The 23,556-nt window shown below is 66.7% G+C and carries 24 protein-coding genes, 1 tRNA gene and 1 pseudogene; 10 read left to right on the top strand and 16 right to left on the bottom strand.

Annotated features, from left to right (window positions below):
• Window positions 1-112: 112 nt before the first annotated feature.
• Window positions 113-1,796: pseudogene (gene ettA, locus OSC27_RS01070) on the top strand (energy-dependent translational throttle protein EttA).
• 70 nt (window positions 1,797-1,866) lie between these two features.
• On the top strand, window positions 1,867-2,448 hold the full coding sequence (locus OSC27_RS01065) for a histidine phosphatase family protein (protein ID WP_267179563.1): 582 nt from the start codon (window positions 1,867-1,869) through the stop codon (window positions 2,446-2,448).
• Between the two features lie 221 nt (window positions 2,449-2,669).
• On the opposite strand, the gene OSC27_RS14480 is transcribed toward OSC27_RS01065, so the two are convergent.
• Window positions 2,670-2,786: a hypothetical protein gene (locus OSC27_RS14480; protein WP_416348793.1), complete on the bottom strand. Its 117-nt coding sequence runs from the start codon at window positions 2,784-2,786 to the stop codon at window positions 2,670-2,672.
• 392 nt (window positions 2,787-3,178) lie between these two features.
• Between OSC27_RS14480 and OSC27_RS01060 the strand changes: the two genes are divergently transcribed.
• Complete coding sequence (locus OSC27_RS01060) at window positions 3,179-3,421, top strand: universal stress protein (RefSeq protein ID WP_267179562.1); 243 nt, start codon at window positions 3,179-3,181, stop codon at window positions 3,419-3,421.
• 742 nt (window positions 3,422-4,163) lie between these two features.
• Window positions 4,164-4,718 carry a hypothetical protein gene (locus OSC27_RS01055; RefSeq protein ID WP_267179561.1) on the top strand — a complete coding sequence of 185 codons (555 nt, stop codon included), beginning with the start codon at window positions 4,164-4,166 and terminating at the stop codon, window positions 4,716-4,718.
• Window positions 4,719-4,874: 156 nt separating this feature from the next.
• Here the strand turns inward: OSC27_RS01055 and OSC27_RS01050 are convergent, their stop codons facing one another.
• The 7 genes from OSC27_RS01050 to OSC27_RS01020 are packed head-to-tail and all read right to left on the bottom strand — an operon-like array spanning window position 4,875 to window position 11,039.
• Complete coding sequence (locus OSC27_RS01050; protein WP_267179560.1) at window positions 4,875-5,120, bottom strand: MoaD/ThiS family protein; 246 nt, start codon at window positions 5,118-5,120, stop codon at window positions 4,875-4,877.
• Window positions 5,121-5,129: 9 nt separating this feature from the next.
• Window positions 5,130-6,197 (bottom strand): GTP 3',8-cyclase MoaA, encoded by a 1,068-nt coding sequence (moaA, locus tag OSC27_RS01045; RefSeq protein WP_267179559.1) that lies wholly within the window; start codon window positions 6,195-6,197, stop codon window positions 5,130-5,132.
• A gap of 10 nt (window positions 6,198-6,207) precedes the next feature.
• Window positions 6,208-7,998, bottom strand: a complete 1,791-nt coding sequence (locus OSC27_RS01040; RefSeq protein WP_267179558.1) for a molybdopterin-dependent oxidoreductase — start codon at window positions 7,996-7,998, stop codon at window positions 6,208-6,210.
• 26 nt (window positions 7,999-8,024) lie between these two features.
• Window positions 8,025-8,981 carry an ABC transporter ATP-binding protein gene (locus OSC27_RS01035; RefSeq protein WP_267179557.1) on the bottom strand — a complete coding sequence of 319 codons (957 nt, stop codon included), beginning with the start codon at window positions 8,979-8,981 and terminating at the stop codon, window positions 8,025-8,027.
• Window positions 8,978-9,742 carry an ABC transporter permease gene (locus tag OSC27_RS01030; protein ID WP_267180392.1) on the bottom strand — a complete coding sequence of 255 codons (765 nt, stop codon included), beginning with the start codon at window positions 9,740-9,742 and terminating at the stop codon, window positions 8,978-8,980. The genes OSC27_RS01035 and OSC27_RS01030 overlap by 4 nt, the downstream gene beginning before the upstream one ends.
• Window positions 9,743-9,774: 32 nt before the next feature.
• Window positions 9,775-10,632, bottom strand: a complete 858-nt coding sequence (gene modA / locus OSC27_RS01025; protein ID WP_267179556.1) for a molybdate ABC transporter substrate-binding protein — start codon at window positions 10,630-10,632, stop codon at window positions 9,775-9,777.
• A complete protein-coding gene (locus OSC27_RS01020; RefSeq protein WP_267179555.1) occupies window positions 10,629-11,039 on the bottom strand; it encodes a TOBE domain-containing protein in 411 nt (136 codons plus the stop codon). Before OSC27_RS01020 ends, modA begins: the two co-directional genes overlap by 4 nt.
• A 157-nt stretch (window positions 11,040-11,196) precedes the next feature.
• On the opposite strand from OSC27_RS01020, the gene glp reads away from it, so the two are divergent.
• Together glp and moaC are read left to right on the top strand one after the other, a co-directional pair.
• Window positions 11,197-12,513, top strand: coding sequence for a gephyrin-like molybdotransferase Glp (gene glp, locus OSC27_RS01015; protein ID WP_267179554.1), 1,317 nt, complete (start codon window positions 11,197-11,199; stop codon window positions 12,511-12,513).
• On the top strand, window positions 12,510-13,004 hold the full coding sequence (gene moaC / locus OSC27_RS01010) for a cyclic pyranopterin monophosphate synthase MoaC (protein ID WP_267179553.1): 495 nt from the start codon (window positions 12,510-12,512) through the stop codon (window positions 13,002-13,004). The genes glp and moaC overlap by 4 nt, the downstream gene beginning before the upstream one ends.
• Window positions 13,005-13,110: 106 nt before the next feature.
• Here the strand turns inward: moaC and OSC27_RS01005 are convergent, their stop codons facing one another.
• Window positions 13,111-13,764, bottom strand: a complete 654-nt coding sequence (locus OSC27_RS01005) for a MogA/MoaB family molybdenum cofactor biosynthesis protein (protein ID WP_323373869.1) — start codon at window positions 13,762-13,764, stop codon at window positions 13,111-13,113.
• A 103-nt stretch (window positions 13,765-13,867) separates the two neighbouring features.
• Between OSC27_RS01005 and OSC27_RS01000 the strand changes: the two genes are divergently transcribed.
• Both OSC27_RS01000 and OSC27_RS00995 read left to right on the top strand, forming a co-directional pair.
• Window positions 13,868-13,955 (top strand) — tRNA-Ser (locus tag OSC27_RS01000).
• Window positions 13,956-14,091: 136 nt separating this feature from the next.
• Window positions 14,092-15,327, top strand: coding sequence for an LCP family protein (locus tag OSC27_RS00995; RefSeq protein WP_267179552.1), 1,236 nt, complete (start codon window positions 14,092-14,094; stop codon window positions 15,325-15,327).
• Window positions 15,328-15,411: 84 nt separating this feature from the next.
• Here OSC27_RS00995 and OSC27_RS00990 read toward each other — a convergent pair whose 3' ends face one another.
• Window positions 15,412-15,582: a hypothetical protein gene (locus OSC27_RS00990; protein WP_267179551.1), complete on the bottom strand. Its 171-nt coding sequence runs from the start codon at window positions 15,580-15,582 to the stop codon at window positions 15,412-15,414.
• Window positions 15,583-15,671: 89 nt separating this feature from the next.
• Here OSC27_RS00990 and OSC27_RS00985 point away from each other — a divergent pair, with 89 nt between their 5' ends.
• Both OSC27_RS00985 and OSC27_RS00980 read left to right on the top strand, forming a co-directional pair.
• Entirely contained in the window at window positions 15,672-15,980 is a 309-nt protein-coding gene (locus OSC27_RS00985; protein ID WP_267179550.1) for a hypothetical protein, read from the top strand.
• A gap of 112 nt (window positions 15,981-16,092) precedes the next feature.
• Entirely contained in the window at window positions 16,093-16,647 is a 555-nt protein-coding gene (locus tag OSC27_RS00980; protein ID WP_267179549.1) for a hypothetical protein, read from the top strand.
• 8 nt (window positions 16,648-16,655) lie between these two features.
• Here the strand turns inward: OSC27_RS00980 and OSC27_RS00975 are convergent, their stop codons facing one another.
• The 6 genes from OSC27_RS00975 to OSC27_RS00950 form a co-directional block, all read right to left on the bottom strand.
• Entirely contained in the window at window positions 16,656-17,264 is a 609-nt protein-coding gene (locus OSC27_RS00975) for a GNAT family N-acetyltransferase (RefSeq protein ID WP_267179548.1), read from the bottom strand.
• An 80-nt stretch (window positions 17,265-17,344) separates the two neighbouring features.
• The gene (locus tag OSC27_RS00970) at window positions 17,345-18,850 is read right to left on the bottom strand and encodes an alpha-N-arabinofuranosidase (protein WP_267179547.1); all 1,506 of its coding nucleotides are present in this window, start codon (window positions 18,848-18,850) and stop codon (window positions 17,345-17,347) included.
• Window positions 18,851-18,932: 82 nt separating this feature from the next.
• Entirely contained in the window at window positions 18,933-19,883 is a 951-nt protein-coding gene (locus tag OSC27_RS00965) for a carbohydrate ABC transporter permease (RefSeq protein ID WP_267179546.1), read from the bottom strand.
• On the bottom strand, window positions 19,880-20,830 hold the full coding sequence (locus OSC27_RS00960; protein ID WP_267179545.1) for a carbohydrate ABC transporter permease: 951 nt from the start codon (window positions 20,828-20,830) through the stop codon (window positions 19,880-19,882). The genes OSC27_RS00965 and OSC27_RS00960 overlap by 4 nt, the downstream gene beginning before the upstream one ends.
• 127 nt (window positions 20,831-20,957) lie before the next feature.
• Window positions 20,958-22,280: an ABC transporter substrate-binding protein gene (locus OSC27_RS00955; protein WP_267179544.1), complete on the bottom strand. Its 1,323-nt coding sequence runs from the start codon at window positions 22,278-22,280 to the stop codon at window positions 20,958-20,960.
• 214 nt (window positions 22,281-22,494) lie between these two features.
• Window positions 22,495-23,520 (bottom strand): LacI family DNA-binding transcriptional regulator, encoded by a 1,026-nt coding sequence (locus OSC27_RS00950; protein WP_267179543.1) that lies wholly within the window; start codon window positions 23,518-23,520, stop codon window positions 22,495-22,497.
• Between the last annotated feature and the right edge of the window lie 36 nt (window positions 23,521-23,556).

Genomic DNA, 23,556 nt, shown 5'->3' with positions numbered 1-23,556 from the left:
GTACTGTCGTTACAACGGCAGTGGTGGAGGGGCTCACCGGCCAGACGCGATGACAGATCGCCAACGGTCCCTATCTTGAAAGACGCGCACGCGTCGAAGGTGGGGTGTGAAAATGGTCTCATCACGTTGGATCTCTCAGCTCAACCGGGTTCGCGTGAACCGCGGTGACAAAGTCATCCTCGATGACGTCACCCTGTCTTTTCTGCCCGGTGCGAAGATCGGCGTCATCGGCCCCAACGGCTCAGGGAAGTCGACTACGCTCAATGTCATTGCCGGGCTTGAAAGGCCGACCACTGGCGAGGCGATGACGGCGCCGGATACAACGGTCGGAATTCTCTTTCAGGAGCCGCAACTGGATGAGACCGAGACTGTCCTCCGCAACGTCGAGGTGGGGATTTCGGAAACGAAGCGCCTTCTTACGCGCTTCACGGAGGTCACTGCCGAAATGAGCGACGACTACTCCGATGAGCTCCTCGACGAGCTGGGTGAGCTGCAGCAGGAGTTGGATCGTCGAGAGGCCTGGGACATCGATTCGAGGCTGGAGCAGGCAATGGATGCATTGCGTTGCCCGCCGTCAGAGACCTACGTCGCTAGCTTGTCCGGTGGCGAACGGCGGCGGGTTGCGCTGTGTCGACTTCTCCTGCAGCAGCCCGATCTCCTCCTGCTGGACGAACCGACGAACCACCTCGACGCTGACAGCGTGGCGTGGCTCGAACAACACTTGAAGGCCTATCCCGGCACCGTCATCGCCGTCACACACGATCGTTACTTCCTGAACAACGTGGCTGAGTGGATTCTCGAACTCGATCGCGGTCATGCATATCCTCATCAGGGCAACTACTTCACGTACCTTGAGACCAAGCAGGATCGGCTGTCCGTCGAAGGGAAGAAGGACGCGAAGCAGCAACGACGATTGAGAGAAGAACTCGAGTGGGTGCGGTCGAGTGCGAACGCGCGGCAGAGTAGATCGGCTGCCCGGCTTGCCCGGTACGAGGAGATGGCTTCTGCGGCCGAGAAGATACGAAAAGCTCGACTTCGAAGAGATACAGATCCCGCCTGGTCCTCGACTCGGCACACGGGTCATCGACGCTATCGACGTGACGAAGGGATTCGGCGATCGCACTCTGATCCACGGCCTGTCCTTCTCGCTGCCTCGCAACGGCATCGTTGGCGTTCTCGGCCCGAACGGCGTCGGCAAGACCACCCTGTTCGAGATGCTCGTCGGCGAAGAAAGCCCCGATTCGGGTGCGATTCGCATAGGCGATACTGTCACGATCTCTTACGTCGACCAGGCCAGGTCGGGAATGGACTCGGACAAGAGCGCATGGGAGCTTGTGTCTGAGGGGCAAGACTTCATTACCGTCGGGCGTGTCGAGATTCCCTCCCGTGCCTACGTCGCTGCTTTCGGATTCAAAGGGGCGACCCAGCAGAAGCCCGTTCGCCTCTTCTCCGGTGGTGAGCAGAACCGCCTCAATCTGGCGCTCACTCTCAAACAGGGTGGAAACGTTCTCCTCCTGGACGAGCCGACGAACGACCTCGACACCGAGGCTCTCGCGTCTCTCGAAAGCGCCCTGCTCGATTTTCCTGGCTGCGTCGCCCTCACCGCGCACGACCGCTGGTTCCTGGACCGGGTGGCGACCCACATCCTTGCGTGGGAGGGATCCGAGCGTGATCCAGCCCGATGGTTCTGGTTCGAAGGCAACTTCGCTGACTACGAGCGGAATCGAACCGAGCGCCTCGGAGGCGACCTGGGCCACCCCGCCCAAGCCAGTCACCGCAAGCTGATCCGAAGCTAGGTCGAACGATGACAACGCAGCACGAAAGCCGTGACGCTGCGGTTCCGCCGCGGCAGGAGAGGATCGAGCAATGACACAGGATACGAACCGAGCGCAACACGTATACCTCGTCCGCCACGGGCAAACCGCGCTGAATGCGGAGGGACGACTCCGCGGGCTCGCGAACCCGCCACTCGACGGGATCGGGCTCGCCGAAGCGAAAGCACTTGCAGGCGTCCTCGCAGCCAAAGGACCCGTGCGTGTGGTGTCGAGTCCATTGGCACGGGCCGCTCGTACCGCCGGCATCATCGCCGAAGCCGCCGGCGTGGGGTGTTCTGTGGATGAGCGCTTTAATGACCGTGACTACGGCCCCCAAACCGGGAACATCAAGGCCGAAGTCATTGCGCAGTGGGGAACCGTGGATGACGCACCCGGAGTCGAACCGCTCGAGGATGTCCTCGCGCGTGCACGACCGGAGCTCGATGCTCTCCTCGACGGCCCGGAGGGAGACCCCGTGATTGTCGTCACTCATGATGCGGTGATCCGCCCATTGATCGCCGAACTGGATTCCACGAAAACCGGTCTCGAGGTCCCCACCGGAAGCTGGAACGACCTCGTCCGCGTCGGCGGGGTGTGGAGCGTTCTAGCTGTGGATCAGAAGCCGCGCGGATGACGAGTCGGCTTGCCAGCCGCTATTGTTCTGCCGGGGAGTCGGCGATTCCTGACACCGGCTTCGCTGCCGCTGATCGATGGGTGTCGTTGAGGACCTGCATCAGAACATCCTCGGCACTGTCAAACTGAATGGTGGCAACCCGCAACCGGTATGGTGTGTCGTCATCCTCGGCCTCGTGACTCTTTCGGGACAACGTCAATGGCGCAGCCCAGCCAGGAATGTCACGTTTCATCGGACAGGACCCGTTGGCACCACGCGATGTGCGGAATAACGAGTGCATGACCGCCCGAGTGTGGATGCGCGTCCAGGAACGCGACGACATCCTGATCCGCCCACACAAAATGGCCCGGCGGCCAGGTCCAGGCGGCGCGCCTGGTACTCGTTCAAACCGCCCATGGTCGATCGCGTCGAGTCGATCGTCATGGCTCTCTACCTCGCGTTGTCGTTATACAACCAATGGGTAGAAGCCACCAGCCACATGCACAATGCGTTGGAGCAATCGCGAGCTTCATCGCGCCTGCGGTATCAAGACTGCTTTATCGTTTTCATCCCGTCAACACATTTCGTGACGTATCTGCCAGACTTGAGAGCAGCAGCGGTGCTACGGCGGTGGGGCTCACCGTGACAAACCTGGCTTGCCGACAACAGTCCCTATCTCGCATCACATTCATGATGCTTCAGATAGGAGGATTTTGCTGACCACCTGATCCACCTGTTGAGTCGAAGCGAAGTGCATCGCGCACTTCGACAACTCGTGGGAGATCCGGCACGCGCGCTGGCCCACCTTGCCAATGAGCTTGGCGCGTGTCTTATCGTCGTTGGCACGAGGCTTCCCGGGATTCGGGCAGGCGCGCACGAGTTTTTCGCGGGATCAGTGGCCGTGCACTCGGCGCATCGACAGCATCGACCGATCGCAATCATTCCTGTATCACCAGTGCCTCACGGGACGAAACTTTCCTGGGAAACCACATAACGGAATTGCGGAAACCGATCAGCAAGCTCCCGGCGCAGGACAGAGCTAAATCAGGCGCCCTATTCCCAAAGGCGCGAAGATCTGACACACTTGCGAAGGCACCTTAGGTGCAGCGGCGGTGGGGCTCGCCGCGAACAACCTCGACATCGTCGACAACGGTCCCTGTCTCTCAGTTTTTGCTGCCCAGAGATAGGACCGCCATGGTTACCGCTGTGCAAAGTGCGTCGCCCAGCATCGTCATGTCGCTGAGACGGGCATCATTTAGCTTCAGGGCTCTTGGCCTTTTCGTTCTCCCAACGTGGAGTCGCCGATTCGCCGCGCTCCATCAGACGGTTCCCGTCGCGCTCCATCCGCAGGAACGTGTCACCTGCGCTGTGACCGGAACCAGAGGGGGCGCCGTCTCTTATCGCTCACGGCGCCCCCTCACCATGCACGAGCTTAAACGACGTCATAGTGCCCGCATAAGCCGGCTCGTCGCCGACCTCCAGGAGGATTCGCCGAGATTCCCCCTCGGCTGACGATGCCAGAGGGGGCGCCGGTTACTGACCTTCCTGGCGCCCCCTCACCCAATATTGACACCCGACCCACGATTAGAATTCGGCGCATACACGGTTTGCCTTCCGCTCGCGTTCAGGCAGCGATCAGCAGGCACTTGCTGACGTTCGGAAATCGGCCTAATGTATGGGCCGAAACCGCAATGATGCGTTGGAGGCGGATCATGTCGTTCGCAGTCTCACCTTTCGTGCCCTTGGCCCTTGGCTTCTTCGGCCTCGGCACGGGCTACCTCATTTATGGCCCACAGGAGTTGTTCGGCTGGCCAAAGCGCGACGAGCGCGTCGATGGCAGCACTGGCGTTTGGGGGATCTGGCTTCCTGGATTCTGCCAGTTCGTTGCCGGATCTATCCTCTTCGTCGGCCTCACCTGGTTCCAGGTATTCAAGGAAGCGCCCCTCTACATGGCAGCGCTTGCGTTCTCGGCATACGGCATCCACTGGTTCGCCATCGGCTATAACCGGCTGCGCATGCACGATCCGCGACCCAACGCCGGCATGTGCGTGGCGTTCTTCATACTGTCGGTTCTTGGGGCGGCTGTGTTCTTCACCGTCGGCGACTGGCCCGTCGGTCTGCTGTTCATCGGTCTGGCGCTCGTCTACGCGTCTGACTTCTTCGCCGCGATCGGTGTCGGCTTCGGCGAGCGTGCGCTCGGCTTCTGGCACATCGTGACGGGGCTGTGGCTCATGTACCTGATGATCGCGACGGTCTACAACATCTCGCTGGGCGCGTCACTGCCGCTGTAGCGCGACCAAGGCAGGAAAGGCGCGCTGACGAGGCGCAATTTCTCCTGCTTTCACGCGCAACCGTGCAGATCTTCCTGTTTTGGGAATCGACCACGAGAGCGAGCGCTCGCGAGCGGGGCAGAGAGAGTAGAGAGCAGGGCAAGCGGATGCGCCGGCTCAGCCGCCGGCGAACGGGGGCAGCACGTCGACGCGCTCGGCAAGTGGGTGCGCGGCATCCCGACGCACCACCTTGTCGACGAGGAACGAGCCGCTCGCGAGCACGCGCCGCATCGGCTCGCCGTAGCGCTCCTCGAGCACGGCACGCAGTGCGCCGAGCGTCGCGGGCTCGGCGACGTCGAGGCTCTCCTCCTCACGGCCCGCCGCCTCAGCAGCCGCTGCGAAATACCGCACCCTCACGTTCATGCGCCCACCCTAGCCGCCGATGTACGACATCTCCACGCGGCGCTCACGGGCGGATGCGTCGGGTATGGCCGTGTGCGCCGAGCGCGTCTGTGAGTAGTGGTCGTCTCGCGACCGCCACACTCCCGTCAGCGCCTCTGCGAGTTCGTCGTCGGTGCCGCCGCCGCGCATGAGCGCACGCAGATCGTGGCCTCGCGTCGCGAAGAGGCACGTGAAGAGCTGGCCCTCGACGGAGACGCGGGCGCGCGTGCACGCCCCGCAGAACGCGTGCGTGACGCTCGAGATGACGCCGATCTCGCCACCGCCGTCACGGTACCGGTAGCGGCCGGCGACCTCGCCCGGGTAGTTCGCAGCGATCGGCTCGAGCGGCAACTCGGCAGCGATGCGGGCGATCACCTCGTCACTCGGCACCACCTCGTCGAGACGCCAGCCATTGGTCGAGCCGACATCCATGAACTCGATGAAACGCAGAATGTGGCCGGTGCCCTTGAAGTGCCGGGCCATCGACACGATGTCGTGGTCGTTGTACCCACGCTTGACGACCATGTTGATCTTGACGGGGCCGAGGCCGACGGCAGCGGCCGCGTCGATGCCCTCGAGCACGCGCCCGACGGGAAACCGCACGTCGTTCATGGCCTGGAATGTGGCGTCGTCGAGTGAGTCGAGCGAGACCGTGACGCGGTCGAGTCCTGCCTCAGCGAGGGCAGGGGCCAGGTGGGCGAGGGCCGAACCGTTGGTAGTGAGCGCAAGGTCGATCGCCGCGCCACTGGGCGTGCGCAGCGCGGCCAGCATCCGTATCAATTCCTCGATGCCCTTGCGCAGCAGCGGTTCGCCGCCCGTGAGTCTGATCTTCTCGACGCCGTTGGCGACGGCCACGCGGGCGAGGCGGGTGATCTCTTCGAAGCTGAGCAGCTGTTCGCGCGGGAGGAACGCGTAGTCGCGCCCGAAGATCTCTTTGGGCATGCAGTAGACGCAGCGGAAGTTGCAGCGGTCCGTGACCGAGATGCGCAGGTCGCGAAGGGGCCGGCGCAGGCGGTCGAGCACGGGGGCGGCCCCGCGGTCGAGAACGGTTACGGACACGATGATCGCCTCAGATCGACTGCCGATAGCCGAAGAACTCGTGGTCTTCGTTGTAGCCGCCGAAGCCGCCGCCGACCTCGGCGAAGTCGTGCACGAACTCGATGCCCTTGATCCACTTGACCATCTTGAAGCCGAGCTGCACCTCATTGCGCAGACGCAACGGGGCGCCGTGACCGTAGCTGAGCGACTCGCCGTTCATGTCGTAGGCGAGCATGGTGAGGGCGTATCCCATCTGCTCGATGGGGTGCGCGTCGTAATAGATGCCCTCGTCCGGCCCCTCGCCGAACGAGTAGAAGACCACCCACTTGGCGTCGGGGGTCGGCTTCACGAGGTCGAGGATGGTCTGCATCGAGACGCCGCCCCACTTCGCAACGCCCGACCAGCCCTGAATGCAGAAGTGCTGGGTGATCTGCTCGTGGTACGCCATGGAGCGCAGCTGCGTGAGGTCCAGCTCGACCGGGTGCTCGACCAGGCCGCCGATGTGCAGGCGGTAGTCGGCGAAGTTCGTGTCGAAGAGCCGCTTGTACTCGTCGGACTGCGGGTACTGCCCGTTGTGCCACAGGTAGGGCGAGATGTCCTTCTCGGTGTACTGGCCAGGCCGCGTGTCGACGTGCTCGAACAGGCGCTGGGCCGGACCGATGAGCGAGTAGCCGACACGCTGCACCACGCGCGGATGCCGGATGGTGAACGGCGTCGCCGCGACCCACCCGACGATCATCACCACGAGCGAGAGGGCGAAGATCCAGAAGCCGATCCAGCTCTCGTCGTTGCGCCCCGCGTACATGTGGTTGAGGTTGCGCAGGGCCCCGGTGCACAGCACCAGGGTGACGTGCACGACGATGAACAGCAGGAACCAGCACAGCACCAGGAAGTGCAGCGAGCGCGCCACCTGGATGCTGAAGCGCGAGCTGATGACGTGGAACCGGGTCGAGAGCGCCGGCGACATGCCGAGGCCCGTGATGAGCGCGAGCGGCGCGGCGATGAACACCGTGATGAAGTAGGCGAGCAGCTGGAGCGCGTTGTACTCGGTCCAGCCGGTCTCGGTCGGCCAGTTGAGCGAGAGGTACTGGATGGCGACCGAGATGGCATTCGGGAACACGTCCCAGTTGAGCGGGATGAGCCGCATCCATTGGCCTGTGATGAAAAGCAGGATGTAGAAGATGATGCCGTTGGCCAGCCAGAGCGTGTCGACGCCGAGGTGCCACCAGCGGGCGAGGCCGATGGAGTGGCGCATGCCGGGCAGGCCCACCTGGTGGGGAAGGCTGATCGAATCCTTCTTGGCGGTCCACAGCGGGTCTTCCGGCACCGGCCGCTGCACGCGGAACCAGTCTTTGCCGGGGGTCGAGTGCCTGGTCCAGTAGAGGCGCGGGTGGTCGGTGAGAATCTGGGCGCCCGAGCGAATGATGAAGATCATGAAGAAGGCGTTGAGGAAGTGCTGCCAGCCGATCCAGGCGGGGAAGCCGACGGGCGCGCCGTCCGGCATCGTGGAGGTGCCGGGGTAGTCGCTCATGAACGATTGCACGGCAGGGATGTTGCGCAGCCCCTGCGCGACCGCCACACCGATTATGAGCAGCACGAACCCGATGGGGATCAGCCAGAGCAGGTTGAACCACTTCGAATGCCCGATGCGGATGCGCGGGGCGATCCCGCGATCCTGTGGCAGCGACCCCGCGAACGTCATCGGGTCGATGACGTCTTCGCCACGATTCAACTCGCCGCGAAAGCGACGAATGACATCGGGGGTGACGGTGGATGGTGCGGGGGCCGGCAGATCTTCCGGTTTCGGTCCTACGTTCGCCATGGCCTGAGCATAACCCGCACGCCGAATCATTGAAAGGATTGCGAGGAAGACGCATCGCGCGCCTCCGCGATGAGCCAGACCCTGGTGCCGCGGGGCAGAACGCCCTCTGCGCGCTCGAGGCGGACCAAGCCGTCGTCGCCGACGATCCCGGCGACGAGCCGGCCCCCGGCGAGCGCCGACGCGAACGGCGTGGCGCGCTCACCGAGCACGCGTTCGGGCGAGCCATCGTCCACGATGCGGCCCTGGCTGAGCACGGCGACGCGGTCGGCGAGCGCGACCACGTCGAGCACGTCGTGCGTCACCATGATCGCGGTCGTTCCCGTTTCCCTGATGCGCTCGGCGAGCAGTTCGCGCGTCGCCGCCGCCGTCTGAACGTCGAGGGCGGCCATGGGCTCGTCGAGCAGCAGCACTGACGGCCTCGCGGCGAGCGCCCGGGCGATCGCGACGCGCTGCTGCTGGCCGCCCGAGAGCGCGTGCGGCCGCCGCCGTTCGAGGCCGGCCAGGCCGACGGCGTCGAGCCACTCTCTGGCACGCTCGAGGGCGCGTGGGCGGGGCACGCCCTGCGCGAGCAGGCCGTATGCCACGTTCGCAGCCGCATTCAGGTGCGGGAACAGCAGCGGATCCTGCCCGAGCAGACCGATGCTGCGCTGGGCGGGCTCGACCCAGACCTGCGTGTCAGACGGATGCGGCGCGACCGGGCGCGCCGATTGTGGCGCGACCGGCATCCGTGACAACACCCTGCCTCCCGCGCTCACGTGGCCGCTGCCGGGTCGCACGAGGCCGGCGATCGCGGCGAGCAGGGTGGACTTGCCCGAGCCGTTCGGGCCCAGCAGCGCGAGCACCTCGCCCGGCGCGAGGGTGAGCGCGGCGTCGAGCACGAACGCGCCGCGGCGCACGGTGATGTCGGCGTCGAGGGCGCTGGTCGCAGCGGCATCGGACGCCCGCTCGGCGGTCGCGTCGCCCCACGCCCGTTCGGCGTTCATCGCACGGCCCCGGCGCGCCAGCCGCGCATGAGCAGCAGGATCACGATGGCGACCGCGATGAGCAGCAGCGAGAGCGCCACCGCCGACTGCTGGCTGACGCCGGCGCCGTTGAACGCCGTGTAGATGGCCAGCGGCATGGTGCGCGTGACGCCCTGCGCGTTGCCGGCGAAGAGTGCGGTCGCGCCGAACTCGCCGAGGGCGCGGGCGAAGCACAGCACGGTGCCTGCCAGCAGGCCGGGGGCGACCAGCGGCAGGGTGATGGTGCGGAAGATGCGCCAGCGGCTTGCCCCCAGAGTGGCCGCGACGACCTCGTAGCGGGTACCCGCCGTGCGCAGGGCCCCCTCGACGGCGATCACGAGGAACGGCATGGCGACGAACGCCTGCGCGATCACGACGGCCGCGGTGGTGAACGGAATGCTGATGCCGACGGCGGTGAGGCTGCCGCCGAGCAGCCCGTTGCGGCCGAGCAGGTAGAGCAGCGCGATGCCGCCGACCATGGGCGGCATGACGAGCGGCAGCGTGACGAGCGTGCGCAGCGCGCCGCCGAGCCGCGGACCGGTGCGGGCCATGACGGCCGCGAGCGGAACGCCGAGCACCACACACAGCAGGGTTGCCGTGACGCCCGTGCGCAGCGAGAGCCAGAGGGCGTCGGCCGCCTCGCGCGAGGTGATGGCGGCGGGCACGCTGGCCCAGTCGGCGCGGGCGATGAGGCCCACGATCGGCAGCACCAGCAGCGCGAGCGCCACGAATGCCGGGATCATGAGGCCGCGGGGCACGGATGCCGCGTCACGGCTCACGGCGAGCCGAATCCGTAGCGGGCGAGTACAGCCTGCCCGTGCTTCGAGAGCACGAAGGCGACGAAGGCGCGCCCTGCAGCCGGGTTCTCCGCAGCCTTCGGCACGCCGATCCCGTAGCGGTTCGTGGCCTTCGCCGCATCCGGGATGGGCACCCCGTCGACCCGGCCCTTCGCCGCGGTGACATCCGTGACGTAGACGAGGCCGGCATCTGCTTCTCCGAGGCCCACCTTCGTGAGAACGGCGGTCACGTTCTGCTCGTCGCTCGCGGGCTTCACCGTGACGTGATCGGCGTCGAGGAGTGTGCGGGCGGCGGAACCGCACGGCACCTCGGGCGCACAGAGCACGACCTTCAGGCCACTCGACGCCAGGTCGGCGAGGCCGGTGATGTGGTGCGGGTTGCCGGGCGCCACCGCGATCTCGAGCACGTTGCTCGTGAAGGCTCGCGGCGAGCCCTCGAGCAGCCCGGCGTCGCCCACCTTGTCGATGTTGGTCTGGTCGGCCGAGGCGAACACATCGGCGTGCGCACCCTCGATGAGCTGGGTGGCGAGCGTGGATGACCCGTCGTATTCGACCGGCTTCACGGTGACACCGAGGTGCTTCTCGCCGAACCGGGTGGCGAGCTCGGTGAACGCGTCGGTCAGAGATGCCGCCGCGAAGATGGTGAGGTCGCCGGAGAGTGCCGCGCTCGTGTGGCCAGCGCCTGGGGAACCGCCGGCCGCTGGGCCTGCCGTGCCGTCGGCGGCGGTCGCGCATCCGCTCAACAGCAGAGCGGATGCCGCAAGCACCGCCGTCGCCAGCACCCGCCGGCGCCGAGTCGCCCTCGTGCCGGTTGCTGGCCGCGCACTCGCCCTCATCGCCGGCCCGCCTCGCCCGGCGTCTCGACGATGACCGTGGTCGACTTGACGACGGCGACCGCGAGGGACCCGACTTCGAGGGCGAGGTCGCGTACCGCCTCGGTCGACATGAGGGAGACGATGCGATGCGGCCCGCACTGCAGCTCGACCTGCGACATGACGGTGTCGCTCGTGATGGCGGTGACGAGGCCGACGAGGCGGTTGCGGGCGCTGCTCGATGCGCCGAGCGGATTGGCCGGCGCGACCGCGATGTCGGTGGCTCGTGCGGCGAGAGCGGCGCCGTCGATGACCTGCCTGCCCGCGGCATCGGCGCTCGTGGCCAGAGCGCCGGACGCAACCCACCGGCGCACCGTGTCGTCGCTGACGCCGAGCAGGGCCGCCGCCTCGCTGATCCGATATTGCGCCATGAATGCTAGCATACCGCCGCATTTGCGGAAGTCGTGCCGTCTCGCGGGGCCTTGCCCTCTGCGGATCGGGGCATGTTGCGGGTGCCACGCGGCGGCACCCACGATTCGGCCCGACCCTCGCGGGTGCTCCGCTTGCGTCGCTGGATAGAGTGGCGCCATGGTGGATTCCCCGCAGAGTGCGCCGCAGAGCGCAGCGCAGAGCGCCGCGAAGAGCGCCCCCGAGAGCGCCCCGTCTAGCGTGTCGGTCGAGCAGCACCTGGCGCGCATTCTCGCCGAGGTCCAGCCCCTGTCGCCGGTCGACGTCGAGTTGAGTTCCGCGCTCGACCGCATCCTCGTCGACGACGTCACCGCGCGCGTCGACGTGCCGGGCTTCGACAACTCGGCCATGGACGGGTTCGCGGTGCACGCCGCCGATGTCGCCGCGGCATCCGCTGACTCGCCCGTGGCGCTCACGGTCGTGGCCGACCTGCCTGCGGGAACCGCCGAGAACCCGCCGCTCACACCCGGAACCGCCGCCCGCATCATGACGGGCGCGCCGATGCCGAGCGACGCCGACGCGGTCGTTCCCATCGAGGAGACCGACGCGTTCGTTCTCTCGCCCGCCCCGGTCGACGTCGTGCGCGTTCTGCGCCCTGTCGGCGACCGCACCCACGTGCGACGCGCCGGTTCCGACGTGCGCGTGGGCGAGCTCGTGCTGCCCGCGGGGCGCCGTCTCAGCTCGCGGGATCTCGCCGCGGCATCCGCTACCGGGCACGGGGTGCTGCCCGTGCGACCGGCCCCGCGCGTCGGCGTGCTCTCGACCGGCAGCGAGCTCGTGCCGCCCGGCGCGCCGCTGGCGCGTGGGCGCATCCATGATTCGAATTCGTACCTGCTCGAGGCAGCGGTCACCGAGGCGGGCGGCGTGCCCGTGCGCATCGGGGCGGTGACGGATGACGAAGACCTGCTGCGCGAGGTCTTCGTGCGCTACGCGGGCGACCTCGACGCGTTCGTGACGAGCGGCGGGGTGAGCGTGGGTGCGTACGACGTGGTGAAGGCGGTGCTGGCGCCGCTGGAGCACATGTGGTTCGGGCCGGTGCGCATGCAGCCGGGCAAGCCGCAGGGGTTCGGTCGGTGGCATGATGGCACGCCGATCTTCGCGCTGCCCGGCAACCCGGTGAGTGTCTTCGTGTCGTTCGAGACGTTCGTGCGGCCGGCGCTGCGGCGCATGCAGGGGTACGACGATGCCGGGCTGTCGCGACCCGTCGTACGCGCGATCGCCGCGCAGGGGTGGCGCAGCCCGGCGGGTCGGGCGCAATACATTCCGATTGCGGTGACGGATGCGGAGCCGCTGCACGTACGCCCTGCGGCGCGCGGGGGCTCGGCCTCGCACCTCGTGGCGAGCCTCGCCGGGGCGGACGGAATCGCGATCGTGCCCGAGAACGTGACCGAGATCGCGCCGGGCGAGTCGGTGGATGTCAGACTGGTGCGACCATGACAGATCAGCCGTTCACGCATCTCGATTCCGCAGGCCAGGCGCGCATGGTCGACGTCACAGGCAAGACGCCGACGGTGCGCGAGGCGACGGCGACCGGGTTCGTGCGCTGCGCACCCTCGGTTGTGGCGGCGCTGCGCGGGGGCACGGCGCCCAAGGGAGACGTTCTCGCGGTGGCGCGCATCGCCGGGATCCAGGGGGCGAAGCGCACGAGCGAGCTGCTGCCGCTTGCGCACGTGATCGGGGTTCACGGCGCCACGGTCGACCTCGAGATCGTGGACGAGGGGGTGCGGGTCGATGCGACCGTGCGCACCGCCGATCGCACGGGGGTCGAGATGGAGGCGCTCACGGCGGTGTCGGTCGCGGCGCTCGCCATCGTCGACATGGTGAAGGGCATCGACCGCACGGTAGTGATCGAGTCGGTGCGCCTGCTGGCGAAGTCAGGCGGTCGCTCGGGCGACTGGCGGCGCCCCGGCGAGCAGCACGCGGGCTGAGGAGGCGCACGCGGGCTGAGGAGGCCGAAGGCCGTCTCGAAGCCCAGCACCACCTGCGGGCTGAGGAGGCGCGAAGCGCCGTCTCGAAGCCCAGCACCACCGCCTCTCAGTGATCCCCGCCATCGAGCTGGTCGAGAATGTGCGGCACGAGCGGCAGTACCACGGCGAGCCCCTCCTCGACGGCGCCGAGGGAACCGGGAAGGTTCACCACGAGCGCCGACGGCGGCGTCCCCGCGACGCCGACGAGCCCGCGCGTGAGCACCGCGGTGGGGTGCTCCCTGGCACCCTCGCGGCGTAGCGCCTCGGCGATGCCTGGCAACTCGCGCATGAGCAGCGGGCGCGTTCCCTCCGGCGTCTCGTCGCGCGGCCCAACGCCGGTTCCCCCCGTCGTGACAACGAGCCGCGCACCAGACTCGAGTGCGAATTCGAGAGCCCGACGCACGCTCTCGGCGCCATCCGGAACGATGCGTGTCGTCGCGTCGAAGCCCGCTTCCGCCAATAGCGCCGCCGCCCTGGGGCCGGATGCGTCCTCGCGCTCGCCGCGCGAGGACCGATCCGAGACCGTGATGACGGTGGCAGCGGTGCGCTCAGCCCCGTGGCCGTCGTGCGGGTCGCTATGCGCGTGGCCGTGCGGGTCGCCGTGCGGGTCGCCGTGCGGGTCGCCGGGACCGTGCGGGTGATCGTTCGCGTGGCCGTTCGCGTGATTGTGCGCGTGGTGGGAATGACCTGCGTCGGGATGCCCCGCGTCGTGATGACCCATGCCCCTCACCCTAATCATCGAGCGTCCAACCGGCTCCCGTGCGGGCGCAGACGCCTGCGCAAGTCGGATAGGATGCTCTCTGGCCGTGATTCACGGCTCGCCAGGAGGATTCGCCTAGTGGCCTATGGCGCACGCTTGGAAAGCGTGTTGGGTGAAAGCCCTCGGGGGTTCGAATCCCCCATCCTCCGCCAATGTCCTGAGTCGCGTCATAGGTGACATATGAGTCGCGTCACAGGCGTCACCTGAGCCGCGACATCTCTTGCCGCCTACAATCTGAGGGTCGCTCGCTGCGATGAAGAGCAGCATGCGCATAGTAGGTTCGTAGGCGTGAGCAAGGCCCGCGAACGGACCCCGATCAGCCACGCCCGACTGCGCAGTCGGCCCGGCCTGACGCTCGTTCGGTGGCTGTTGTCGGCGGTTGCCGTCGTCGCAGTGAGCGGTGTGGCCGTGGCCGCAGTCGCCACGTGGGATGTCGCCCGCAGCTTCAAACCTCCCGTGGCGCTCGAGCACACTGAGGGCGAGCACGTGCCCAGCATTGGCGCATACGAGGGCGGCCTGAACTTTCTGCTGGTCGGCGATGACAGCGGCGGAGGCAACCCCGCGTATGGCAAGCGCGGCGAGAAGCTCAACGACGTCACGGTGCTCATTCACCTCGACGGCGACCACAAGAACGCCACCATCGTCACGTTCCCCCGCGACATGTTCGTGAAGATCCCGTCATGCCCGCGCGAGGGCGGCGGCCACTACTCCGCCATGTCGTCGCAGAAGATCAACGTCTCGTACAGTTACGGCGGCCTGCCGTGCACCGCCAAGACCGTCGAGGAACTCACGGGCCTCACCGTCTCGTACGCCGCGGATGTGGCGTTCGACGGCGCCATCGCCATCGCCGATGCAGTGGGCGGTGTCGAGGTGTGCCTCGCCGACCCCATCATCGACCGCTACACGAACCCGCCGCTCGATTTGCCCGCTGGCACCGTGAAGCTCGAGGGCCCGACCGCGATCTCGTTCCTGCGCAGTCGCCACGGCGTTGGCGACGGCAGCGACCTCGGCCGGGTCAGCAATCAACAACTGTTCTTCGCGGCGCTCGTGCGCCAGACGCGGGACCAGCTCTCCGACATCCCTCGCCTGTACAAAATTGCCAAGGTTGCAGCGAAGAACATGACGCTCTCCGAGAACCTCTCCGATGTCGGAACCCTCGTGCAGATCGCCCTCGCGTTCAAGAACATCGACTTCGACAGCATCGTCTTTGTGCAGTACCCCAATCATTACCCGGGCGGGCAGGAACCCGACGTGAATGGGGTCCTTCCCACCAAGGCCGCAGCCGAGCAGCTCATGACCGCGTTAAGAGATGACAAGCCAGTCGTGCTCACGGGCGGAACCGGCGGTGCCGGCGCCACTCAACTCGACACGAGCCAGCCGACTCCTCCGGCCGAAGCGGGCGGTGCCCAGACGACGGATGCCGCGGCGACACCCGGCTCGGCCGATGGCGCCGTCACGTTGCCCGACAACGTGTACGGCCAGACAGCGGCCCAGCACACCTGCACCGTGCAGTACCACGGCTAAGCGGCCACCGGTCGACGTCGCGCCCCCAGGCAGTGCGTTCGCGACGAGATCGGGTGTTGCACCTGCATGACTCGTCGCGACACCTCAGTCTCGGCGCTCCAGCCAGCTGCTGTCGTCCGGCACTTCGAGGTCATCGTCGGCCCCCGGCATGTCTGCGAGTCTCTCGCTCATGCTGGGGAGCGTAACCGCAACAGGCGTCGAGCGCTGCTCCACGGCATCCGCTCGCTGGAAACCCTCAGGCTCGGTAGCTGCCACCGCGCAAAGCCGAGTCACGAACGGCGTTCCGCGGCAGTCGGGCCGCGAGGGCCTGTCACGAGCGGGATGCGCGGCGTACGGTCGCGGGCATGAACACGATTCCCGAGAGCCCAGACGAGATTCCGCGCAGCACGCCACCCGAGCCCGGCCCCGAGCCCGGCGGCGACCCTGCGCCCGGCTCCGAGCCGGCACCCGACCCGAGCGTCGAGCCGAACCCGCCGAGCCCAGCCGAGCCGAACCCGATTCCCGGCACCGACCCGGGCTCACCGGCCGGCGAAGACCTGCCATACGACGCCGACGACGGGCAGGACGGCTCTCGCATGTCACCAGAGCCCTCCGGTCAGGAGCACCACAACGCCGAAACCGAGCAAGACACCACCTCCGGCGGCCCTGCGTAACGCTCGCTGACCCCCGGACTGGAGGCCGAAAAGCAGCATTTGTCCCCCAAAATGCCGATACCGCCTGCCCTCCGCTCGGGAGATACTTAGAGCCAGCAAGCAGTGGGGAAGCATGCCGCAACAGAATCTGGCCGCGACACGAGTGGTGCTCAAGCCGCATCGCCACCTTTTCGCGCGCGGCCTGCTCGCCGTCTTCGCCCTGACCACGCCGGTCTTCGCGGTCGTCTACTGGCTGACCGTGCCCTCTCACGCCTGGCCCATCGCCCTGCTCGTGCACGTGCTCGTTCTGCTCGCGTGCCTGCTCTCACTCATCGCGTTCTTCGACACCGTGGTCACCGTCGGCGACCGCACGGTCACCGAGCGTGGCTTCTTCGGCCGGGTGCACACCTTCACCGCCGACCAGGTGGGTTACGCACTGCTCGTCGATGTGTATCAGAGCAACGCGCTCGAGACCACGCCGCAGCTGTTCCTCTGTGACACCGAGGGGCGCCGTCTGCTGCGCCTGCGCGGGCAGTTCTGGTCACGCGAGAGCATGCGCAAGGTGCTCGACGATCTCGAGGTGCCCGTGACAGAACCGTCAGAGGCGGTCACCCTCGCCGAGCTGCACCGCCGATCGCCGAACCTGCTCTATTGGTTCGAGCGGATGCCGCGCCTACGTCGCTCCTGACGCCTCGGTCACACAGGCGCATCTGTCGCAATGCCGAGCAGCGGCCCGCGCGGAGTGCTCGACGGCAACTCGTGGAAGCCGACCCTGTCGTAGAAGGCGCGCGCCGACACGTTGTCCGGCGACATGCCGAGGTGCAGCCGCGGCACGCCACGCTCGCGCAACGCGCCGAGCAGCGTTCGAACGAGCTGCCTGCCGAGGCTCTGACCCTGTAGCCCCGGCAGCAGATCGATGTGCAGATGAGCCGGGTACTCGTCGACCTCGGAAATCAGCATGCGCTCGGGCCGGTAGCCGGCGTCGACGAGCCACTGCTCGCTCTCGCGCTCTGCCTGCCGCGGATGGCGAGACGCAAAGACGGGCACCCAGTCGCGGCGGTAGCGTTCCACGAACTCCCGCGTGTTCGCCGCCGCGATGATGTACCCGCTCACGCGCTCGCCCGTGTCGACGACGAACGCGAGCTCGGGTTCGAGCGCGATATAGGGGCCGGCATAGACATCCGGCATGAGATCGTCGCTCGAGTAGATGCCGGTCGCATCCTTGCCGACCGCCGCGGTGCGCAGGCACACGTCGTAGACGTCGTCGTGATCTTCGGGGCGATAGGGGCGGATGGTCGCGGTCATTCCTCTATCTTGGTGCGACCGGCGGGGCGGGAGGTCTCGATACGCCGGCTGCGCCGACTACTCGACCGGCGGGGCGGGAGCTACGAGAGCGCCAGGGCCGTCCACGACACGGGCGGCAGCACGACCTCGACGGTGCCGTCATCGACGCGGGCTGTGCCGTTCGGCTTCAGCCCGACCCGCTGCTGATCATCGAGCGTGTTCTTCGCGTACACGTCGTCGTCGTTCAGCGTGAGCGCCTCGTCAACCCGGGTGACGCCGAGGCCGCCCGCGTCCACGCGAACGGTGAGCGAATCGGTGCGGCTGCGGTTGACGAGGAACACGGCCGCGCGCCCCGCCTCGGCATCGAACGTCGCGACTGAATCCACCACGTCGGCGGCGCCATACACGGCGGTCTCGTACTGCCCCACCCTGATGCGCGGCTTCAGCACCACGCCTGCGGCGAGCCGGCTCGTGACCGAGAACGGGAAGAAGGTGGTCTGCCGCCACGCCGGCCCGCCGGGCTCGGTCATGATCGGGGCGATCACGTTCACCAGCTGCGCCAGGCTCGCGCTCGTGACCCGGTCGCTGTTCTTCAGAAGTGTGATGAGCAGGCCGCCGAGCACGACGGCATCCGCTACCGAGTACACGTCTTCGAGCTGTCGTGGCGCGTAACGCCACTCGGTGTTGACCTCGTCTGACGCCTGGTGCTCGTCGAGATACCAGATGTTCCACTCGTCGAACGAGAGAGCGATCTTCTTCGAGCTGCGCAGCTTGTTACCCACGTGGTCGGCGGTGGCAACGACCGTGTCGATGAAGTACTGCATGTTGAGCGACGAGGCGAGGTAGGAGTCGAGGTCGCCGCCGCGCTCCTGGTAGTACGCGTGGCACGAGATGTAGTCGACGTGCTCGTACGTGTGCTCGAGAACGACGCGCTCCCAGTCACCGAAGGTCGGCATGCCCGAGCCGGAGGACCCGCAGGCTACGAGCTCCAGCGTGCTGTCGGCCATCTTCATGGCCGCCGCCGTGCGCGCGGCGAGCTTGCCGTAGTCGTCCGCCGTCATGTACCCGGTCTGCCACGGGCCATCCATCTCGTTTCCCAGACACCACATGCGCACGTTGTGCGGCTCGGGAGTGCCGTTGGCGATGCGCTGGTCGCTCAGCGCCGTGCCGCTCGGGTGGTTCGCGTACTCCAGCAGGTCGAGCGCCTCCTGGATGCCGCGCGTGCCCAGGTTGACCGCCAGCATCAGCTCGGAGTCCGTCAGCTTCAGCCACCGGGCGAACTCATCGAGGCCCACCTGGTTGGTCTCGAGCGAGTGCCAGGCGAGGTCCCGCCGCACAGGCCGCTTCTCACGCGGGCCGACGCTGTCCTCCCAGCGGAATCCCGACACAAAGTTGCCACCCGGGTACCGCACCGTCGTCGAGCCCAGCTCCCTGACGAGTTCGACGACATCCATGCGGAACCCGTCTTCGTTCGCATTCGGGTGCCCCGGCTCGTAGATGCCGTTGTAGACGCAGCGCCCGAGGTGCTCGACGAACGAACCGAACAGCCGGCGATTGACGGGTGCGACGACGGCTTCGGGGTCGAGGGCGATCTGGGCTTCGTGCATGGGAGTTCCTTCACTGGTCGAGGGGTTAGTGGCCGTGTGGCCGTGGGTGATAAGACAGCGGATGCGGCCTGCGGCCGACGGACTACTTGACGCTTCCGATCGAGAGGCCGCCCTGCCAGTACCGCTGCAGAGTGAGGAACGAGACCACGAGCGGGATGATCGAGAGGAATGCGCCGGTGATGACGAGGTTCCACAGCGCCTGACCGCCCGTGTTCACCTGAGCCTGCGACTGCAGCGCGCCGAGCCCCACGGTGATGGGGAACAGCTGCGGGTTCGAGAACATGACGAGAGGAAGGAAGAAGTTGTTCCATGTTCCCACGATCGACAGCAGCAGCACGGTCACGATGGCGGGTCGCAGCAGCGGCAGCGCCACCCGGCCGAACACGCGCAGCTCCCCCGCGCCGTCGACCCTGGCCGCATCGATCATTTCGGCGGGAATCGCCTCATCCGAATACACCTTCATGAGGTAGACCGCGAACGGGTTGAGCATGGAGGGCAGGATCATGGCCCACACCGTGTTGGTCAGGTGGGCCGCGCTCATCATGACGAACAGGGGAATCACGAGCACGGTTGCCGGCACCATGACCGAGCCGAGCACGATCGCGAAGAACGCGCGCCTGCCCCTGAACGCGTACTGAGCGAAGCCGTAGCCGGCGAGCACCGAGACGACGGTGGCGCCGAGACCACCCGCGATCGCGTAGAGGAACGAGTTGCCGAGCCACCGCGCGTAGAGGCCGCCCGAGTAGTTGAACAGGGCGGAGATGTTCGCGAACAGATCGAAGTGCGACGCGAACCAGAGCGGGCTCGTCTTGCCGTCGAACAGGCTCTGCTGGCTCTTCGTGCTCGCCACGATGAGCCACCAGAACGGCAGCGCGAAGTAGACGATGAAGGCCGCGAGAATGATGTGCGGGATCGCCAGGGCGCGGCGGCGGGGTGCCGAGCGCCCGGTGCGCCCTGCAGGAGTCTGCTTGCCGCGGCCCGCGCCTCGCGTCACCGCGATGGTCGTGTCGGCAGTGGTGTCGGCGGCGGTCATTTCATGAGTCCACTTCTCTTGCGCGTCGCGAACATGAAGACGTACGAGCCGACGAAGATCACGATGCCGAGCGCGAACGCGATGGCCGACGCGTAATTGAACTGGTGGTACGAGAACGCCACGGTGTACGCGTAGATGTTCGGCGTGTAGTGCGAGGTGATGGAGCCGGATGCCATGCCGCGCAGCATCTGCGGCTCATTGAAGAACTGCAGCGTGCCGATGAGAGCGAACACGAGGATCAGCACCAGCGACGACGCGATCATGGGAATCTTGATACGCACCGCCGTCTGGAACGCGCTCGCTCCGTCGACCCTGGCGGCCTCGTAGATCGTGGGGTCGACGCCCTGCAGCGCCGCGTAGAGGATGATCATGTAGTACCCGGCCCATTGCCACGTCACGATATTGACGAGCGAGCCGAAGACGTTCTGATCCGCGAAGAAGTCCGGCGCCGTGAGCCCGATCCAGCCGAACACCTCCTGCGCGGGGCCGAAACTCGGGCTGTAGAGGAATCCCCACATGAGCGCGCCGATCACGGCGGGCACAGCGTATGGAACGAAGATCATCAGACGCGAGAAGCGGGCGAACCGGCTCGTCAGTGCGTCGAGCAGCAGCGCCGCGATCAGCGAGACCACCATCTGAATGGGAATCAGCACGATCGAGAACAGCACGACGGTCCACACTCCGCTGAGGAAGAGCGGATCGGTGAACGCCTTGATGTAGTTGGCGAAGCCCACCCACGACGTGCCGCCGGCGAGCGTTGTGTTCTGCAGACTCAGCACGAACGCGAAGACGAGCGGGACGATGAGGAACACGAGCAGAATCACCGCGAACGGCGCCGTGAACGCCCAGCCCCATCGCGCCCGCCGCCGTGAGACGACGTCTCCCCGACGCCGTCCAGAGCGCGACATCGCCGCTAGCGGCGGCGCCGTCACTGCCGTTTGAGCCATCAGCCATTTCCTTTGATCATGTGGGGCACGTTGGGTGCCGCATCGTCGAGGGATGCTCGTGGCCCGCGCCCGGGCGGGGCGAGCCACGAGACGCCGGGCGCCGACAGGTCGGCGCCCGACGCATCCGCTATTCGGTGACCTTATAGCCCTGCTGCTTGGCGTAGCTCACGACCGCCTTCTGGTAGCCGGCGAGCGCCTGCGCGGGCTGCTGCTTGCCCTTGTTCGTGGCGTTGACCGCGTCGGTCAGCTTGTCGTAGACCAGGTTCTGGAACGGGCTGAACTGGAACCCCTTGTACTCGGTCGCTGCGGTGAGGAAGACGTCCTTGTTGATCTGCTGACCGCCGAAGAAGTCGTACGCCTTCTCTTTGAAGTAGTCCGATTCGAGGATCGGCTTCCAGAGTGGGAACAGCGCGGCCTTTTCGATGCCGAGCTTCCATGCCGCCTCGGTTCCGAAGATGCCCTCGGCGACGGTGGCCGCCGCCTTCTTATCCTTCGCCTGGTTGCTGACGGCGAACGCGGAGCCGCCGATGTTGATCTGCACGGGGTTCGCCGGATCCCACTGGGGCACGGGGGCGACGCGCCACTGCGCACTCTTGTCTGCACCGGTGAAGCCCTGCAGGTAGCCGGGCAGCCAGGCGGCGGCGATGACGCTCGCGTACGTGCCGTTGACGAGGTGCGTGTTGTAGTCGGTCGTGGAGGCGTCCTCGGTGCCCACGAGCTTCTTCTGCACGAGGTCGTTCCAGTATGAGAGCACCTTGTTGCTCGCCTGATCGTCGAGGTCGACCTTCATGTCCGTCTTGCCTGTGAGCTCGAACGGCTCGGAGCCGGCCTGGGCGAAGAGCGCCGTCTGGTAGGCGCGGCCGTTGCCGGGGAAGTCGGTCATGAGTGTCTTGGCGCCCGCGTCCTTGAGCTTCTGCGCGTCGGCCGCGAACTCGTCCCAGGTAGTGGGAACGGTCAGGCCGTACTTGTCGAACAGGTCTTTGCGGTAGAGCATGCCGACGGGACCACCGTCGACGGGAATCGCGTAGACATCGCCGCCCTTGCTCTCGTCAGACCATGCGCCCTCGGAGTAGTTGTCCTTGAGCTTGTCGGCGCCGAGCGTGCTGAGGTTCACGATGGAGCCGTCGGCGATGTAGCTCGGCACGACCTCGCTCTCGAGCATGACGACATCCGGAGCGCCGGAGCCGGCCTGGATCGCGGTGGAGAACTTCGTGTACTCGTCGTTGCCTGCGCCCGCGTTGGTCCAGCAGATCTGCACCTTCTTGTGCGTCTTGTTGAAGAGGTTGACCACGGGCTTGAAGTTCGGGTACCACGCCCACATCGACACCTGTGTGGCGTCGGAGTGCATGATCTTGTTCTGACAGCTGGAGCCGCTGCCGCCACCGGAGCAACCGGTGAGTGTGACGGCGAGCAGAGCGAGCGCACCGCCTGCTGCAAGGAGCCTTTTCATCAACATTCCTTTCGCGGTGCGTGAGACACCATTGTCTGTAACCGGCTCCGTCAGGGAGCCTTGCTCGTCGTGCGGGCGTGATGCTCGTGCCCGTGCCGACGAAGCTGCGTGCAAGGAGGGAATGCCCTCGTGGGGCGGTTCTACAACGTTGTACTACAACGTTGTAGACATTACAGCGCCCTTTGAGCCCCCCTGTCAAGGGGCATGAGGCAAATCACGCGGATGCGGTGGACTCCCTCGCGACGAGCCGGTAGGCCGAGAGGTACTCCCGTGCATCCTGCATGTCGTGCGCGTCGCCATGCTCCCCGATGCGCTCGAGCAGGATCGAGATCGCCGTCTGTGCGATCTCGCCGCGGCCCGGGTCGATGGTCGACAGGGTGGGCAGCGAGTACCGGGTCTCGTCGATGTCGTCGAAGCCGATCACGGCGACGTCCTCGGGAATTCGCATGCCGGCCTCCTGCATCACACGCATGGCACCGAATGCCAGGGTGTCGTTGAAGGCGACCACGGCATCGAAAGGCACGCTCTCGGCAAGGAACGCGCGCATGGCGGCCGCGCCATCCTTTCTGTGCCAGGTGCCGGCCGGCCTGATGAGACGCTCATCGACGGCGATGCCGGCTGCGTCGAGCGCCTGCCGGTACCCCGTGAGTCGCAGGCCCGCCGATCCGATGACCTCGCCCTCGTGCGCTCCCAGCGCGACGATTCGCCGCCGCCCGAGCGAGAGGATGTGCTCGGTGGCCGCCCTCGCGCCTTCCACGTTCTGCATGGTCACGTGGTCGCGCGGGCCGTGGAAGATGCGCTCGCCGAGCAGAACCATCGGCAGCGAGATCTCGTCGAGAATGCCCACGTCGTCTTCACCGAGAGCCAGCACGCTGTACAGGATGCCGTCGACCATCTGCGAGCGCGGCTTGCGCAGCACGGCCAGCTCGCTTTCGCGATCGTTGCCGAACTGCTCGATCAGCACCGACAGGCCGTGTTCGGCCGCCGCGCGCATGACGGAATCGGCGAGCTCGGCGAAGTATGCGTTGCGCAGCTCCGGGATCACGAGGCTGATCACTCCGGTGCGGCCCGAGCGCAGGCTGCGGGCCGACAGATTCGGCTGGTAGCCGAGCGCGTCGATAGCCTCGAGCACGCGCTGTTTGGTTGTGGGCCTGATGTGCGGGTAGTCGTTGATGACGTTGGAGACCGTCTTGATCGATACGCCGGCAGCCCGTGCCACGTCGTGCATGGTGATCGACACGGCCACCCCTTCCACACCCCGGCCGCGGCCGGCGCG

It is taken from the genome of Microbacterium sp. STN6 (assembly GCF_026410545.1).
In the GTDB taxonomy this organism is placed as follows: Bacteria; Actinomycetota; Actinomycetes; order Actinomycetales; family Microbacteriaceae; genus Root112D2.
The sequence above is the reverse complement of the archived record's forward strand: the minus strand, read 5'-3'. Positions and strand labels throughout refer to the sequence as shown.

Bases quoted from the DNA above. Each gene is read 5' to 3' on its own strand.
- OSC27_RS01065 (WP_267179563.1), top strand. From the start codon at position 1,867: ATGACACAGGATACGAACCGAGCGCAACACGTATACCTCGTCCGCCAC.
- OSC27_RS01050 (WP_267179560.1), bottom strand. From the start codon at position 5,120: ATGAACGTGAGGGTGCGGTATTTCGCAGCGGCTGCTGAGGCGGCGGGC.
- OSC27_RS01040 (WP_267179558.1), bottom strand. From the start codon at position 7,998: ATGGCGAACGTAGGACCGAAACCGGAAGATCTGCCGGCCCCCGCACCA.
- OSC27_RS01035 (WP_267179557.1), bottom strand. From the start codon at position 8,981: ATGAACGCCGAACGGGCGTGGGGCGACGCGACCGCCGAGCGGGCGTCC.
- OSC27_RS01030 (WP_267180392.1), bottom strand. From the start codon at position 9,742: ATGATCCCGGCATTCGTGGCGCTCGCGCTGCTGGTGCTGCCGATCGTG.
- modA (WP_267179556.1), bottom strand. From the start codon at position 10,632: ATGAGGGCGAGTGCGCGGCCAGCAACCGGCACGAGGGCGACTCGGCGC.
- OSC27_RS01020 (WP_267179555.1), bottom strand. From the start codon at position 11,039: ATGGCGCAATATCGGATCAGCGAGGCGGCGGCCCTGCTCGGCGTCAGC.
- glp (WP_267179554.1), top strand. From the start codon at position 11,197: ATGGTGGATTCCCCGCAGAGTGCGCCGCAGAGCGCAGCGCAGAGCGCC.
- moaC (WP_267179553.1), top strand. From the start codon at position 12,510: ATGACAGATCAGCCGTTCACGCATCTCGATTCCGCAGGCCAGGCGCGC.
- OSC27_RS01005 (WP_323373869.1), bottom strand. From the start codon at position 13,764: ATGGGTCATCACGACGCGGGGCATCCCGACGCAGGTCATTCCCACCAC.
- OSC27_RS00985 (WP_267179550.1), top strand. From the start codon at position 15,672: ATGAACACGATTCCCGAGAGCCCAGACGAGATTCCGCGCAGCACGCCA.
- OSC27_RS00980 (WP_267179549.1), top strand. From the start codon at position 16,093: ATGCCGCAACAGAATCTGGCCGCGACACGAGTGGTGCTCAAGCCGCAT.
- OSC27_RS00975 (WP_267179548.1), bottom strand. From the start codon at position 17,264: ATGACCGCGACCATCCGCCCCTATCGCCCCGAAGATCACGACGACGTC.
- OSC27_RS00970 (WP_267179547.1), bottom strand. From the start codon at position 18,850: ATGCACGAAGCCCAGATCGCCCTCGACCCCGAAGCCGTCGTCGCACCC.
- OSC27_RS00965 (WP_267179546.1), bottom strand. From the start codon at position 19,883: ATGACCGCCGCCGACACCACTGCCGACACGACCATCGCGGTGACGCGA.
- OSC27_RS00960 (WP_267179545.1), bottom strand. From the start codon at position 20,830: ATGGCTCAAACGGCAGTGACGGCGCCGCCGCTAGCGGCGATGTCGCGC.
- OSC27_RS00955 (WP_267179544.1), bottom strand. From the start codon at position 22,280: ATGAAAAGGCTCCTTGCAGCAGGCGGTGCGCTCGCTCTGCTCGCCGTC.